At 67.8% G+C, this 2,363-nt stretch carries 3 protein-coding genes and 1 pseudogene; 1 reads left to right on the top strand and 3 read right to left on the bottom strand.

The genetic code is table 11. The features are described 5' to 3' along the window. Nucleotides 1-237 precede the first annotated feature (237 nt). Both JNW87_RS37705 and JNW87_RS37700 read right to left on the bottom strand, forming a co-directional pair. Complete coding sequence (locus JNW87_RS37705) at nucleotides 238-618, bottom strand: VOC family protein (protein WP_109800384.1); 381 nt, start codon at nucleotides 616-618, stop codon at nucleotides 238-240. Beyond that, on the bottom strand, nucleotides 575-1,411 hold the full coding sequence (locus JNW87_RS37700; RefSeq protein WP_238455367.1) for an ArsR family transcriptional regulator: 837 nt from the start codon (nucleotides 1,409-1,411) through the stop codon (nucleotides 575-577). The genes JNW87_RS37705 and JNW87_RS37700 overlap by 44 nt, the downstream gene beginning before the upstream one ends. A 410-nt stretch (nucleotides 1,412-1,821) precedes the next feature. On the opposite strand from JNW87_RS37700, the gene JNW87_RS37695 reads away from it, so the two are divergent. Beyond that, nucleotides 1,822-2,055, top strand: coding sequence for a hypothetical protein (locus JNW87_RS37695; protein WP_238455366.1), 234 nt, complete (start codon nucleotides 1,822-1,824; stop codon nucleotides 2,053-2,055). Nucleotides 2,056-2,144: 89 nt separating this feature from the next. On the opposite strand, the pseudogene JNW87_RS37690 reads toward JNW87_RS37695, so the two are convergent. Beyond that, nucleotides 2,145-2,363: pseudogene (locus JNW87_RS37690) on the bottom strand (hypothetical protein); the annotation flags it as partial.

Below are 2,363 nucleotides of genomic sequence, written 5' to 3'. Positions count from 1 at the left end.
TCGACCACCACGTCGACGACTACATCGCCCGCGCACGACTCAAAACCGCAGCCTGAAAACCTGACTCAGTTGTTCAGATTCTCGAACCCAAGGATCTAGGCACCTGTTGCGCGACGATGAACCCGGGCACTGACGGTTGCGAACGAGCGGGCGCAGGCTTGAGCAGCGAGCAGATGGTGCCGCCGCACCAGCCCATCACCGTGTCTCGTCAGGGTATGGCCGGCGTGTGGCGCCGGTCTAACGGCCTGGTTGAAACAGCTCAATCAGGTTGCCGGAGGGGTCGGCCAGCAGGATCTGACGCCCACCGGGGCCGGAAACCACGTCACTGCGGAACGACAGTCCGGCGCCCCGGTGCCGGTCGATCTCGGCATCCAGATCGTCGACGGTGAGGTGGATGCGGTTGCGGCCGGGAGTCGTGGCGTCCTTGGGCGTCGCGCGGGCGCCTGAGCTGGCGGACCCGGACAGCAGCAGCCGCAGCGGACCGCGGACCACGTCAGCGAAGGCGGGCCCGGCGTTGGTGCTCAGTTGAAAGCCGAGGTGAGTGGTGTAGAAGTCGACGGCTGCCTGGACGTCGTCAACCAGGTAGCGGACGCTGGCGTACTGGTCGGGTCCGGTCATGGCTTGATCCTCCTTGACTCATGGGCGGGCGGGTAGCGAGGACGGGTAGCAGATGGCGGATGCGGGTATCGATGTCGGCCGTGGTGCGAATAAGGGCCGGGTAACTGGCCTGGTCGCTGTCGCCGGCCAGGGCGGGGTCAGGGATGCTCCAGTGAATGCGGCGATGGTGATCGTCGAACTCGGGGCAGACCTCGCGGGCCTTGTCGCACAGGGTGATCACGTAGTTGAATCGGCGGCCGGTAAGGGTGTCCAGGTGGCGGGGCCGCTGATCGGCGATGTCGATGCCCCACTGGTCGCGCAGCGCCCGCACGCTGTTGGGATGCACTTGCGGCCTGGGTCGGCTGCCGGCGCTGCTGACCTCCACCTGTCCGGCGGTGTGGTGGCGTAGCAGGGCTTCGGCGATCGGTGAGCGGGCGCTGTTACCAGTGCATACAAACAGCACGGCGAGGCCGGGCAACCGCCGCTGATGGGCCGGCGGGGCCAGCGTGGCGCTGTCCAAGCGCAGGGCCGGGTGCAGGGTGGCGCCGGTGCTGGCCAGCGCTTGGGCGCAGCGGTCCAGATCCAGGTGGTAGTAGCTGTCGCGGCCGTCGAAGCTGCTCTGCGTGGCGGTGACCAGGCCGCCGTTACGCAGCAGCCGCAAATGGTAGGAGACCAGGTTCTGCGGCTGGCCGATCCGCGCGACCAGCTCGCGGACCCGCAGGTCGCTGTCGGCGAGTTCGGTCAGTAGCCGCCACCGCAGCGGGTGGGCGGCCAGCCGTACGAACGCTGGGGCGGCTTGGCTCGACGCAGCCATGAACCGGAGAATACATCAAACTCATTTGATCGACTATCCGGCGGAGAGGTTGGGCGGTTCCGGATCTTGTTCGCCTAGACCGAGCTGGCGAATCGAATCGCGATGCGCGGCGAGTTCGCCGGTGCCTGCGAGTACTACGAACAGGCGATAGCGGTCGTCACCGAGGTCGGTGCCAACGAGGATGTCGTGTCGATGCGAGCTCGCGCGCTGGAGCGGCGACGCGGAGCAGGCACACCGGCAGCTCGACGTCGCGACACCGATGCTGGGCGATGACGCCAAGCGGGCATACGTCCGCGCAGTGGCACATGACCTGCTCGGCTACCTTGCCGAGGATCTCGACGAGGCTCGCGAACACCGCATCGCGGCCTTCCGGACGGCGACCGAGACGGGGCAAGCCCCTGATCGCCCAGGTGCTCGTCGGGGTCGCGGACCTGGCGCTGCGCCGCGACCAGCCCGAGCGGGAAGCACGGCTGCTCGGGGCGAGCGCCGGCGTGCGCGGACTGCCGGATCGTTCCCACCCGGATGTGGCCCGGATCGAGCGGGCAGCACGAAGCCGCCTCGGCGACACGGGGTTCGCCGAGGCGGCACTGGAAGGCACCCAGACGAGCTGGAGTCAGCTAATCGAGGTGACGCTCGCTTCTTGAACGTGGAACGCGCCCCCTGACCGCCACGACGGGCGTGCCACCGGATCCGGAAAGGACCCGGTGGCACAGCGGCGTAGGTTGACATCCCGTCAGGCGGCGTCGAGGGCCTTGGTGATCTTGTGGATCATGTCGGCCACGATGGGGCTGGGCTGGCCGTGGTGGGTGGCGGATCCGATTGCGGTGATGACGGTGCTGCGGAAGTTGTCGGCCTCTTCCGGAGCCTGCTCCTTGAGCAGGCTCATGACCGCCGTCAAGGCCGGCAGCACGCGGTCGGCGATCTTGGCCACGGACTTGCCGTTCAATTCCTT

The sequence above is a fragment of the Micromonospora sp. ATA51 genome, assembly GCF_016802855.1.
Lineage (GTDB): Bacteria > Actinomycetota > Actinomycetes > Mycobacteriales > Micromonosporaceae > Micromonospora > Micromonospora sicca.
This window is presented reverse-complemented; position numbering and strand designations above follow the sequence as displayed.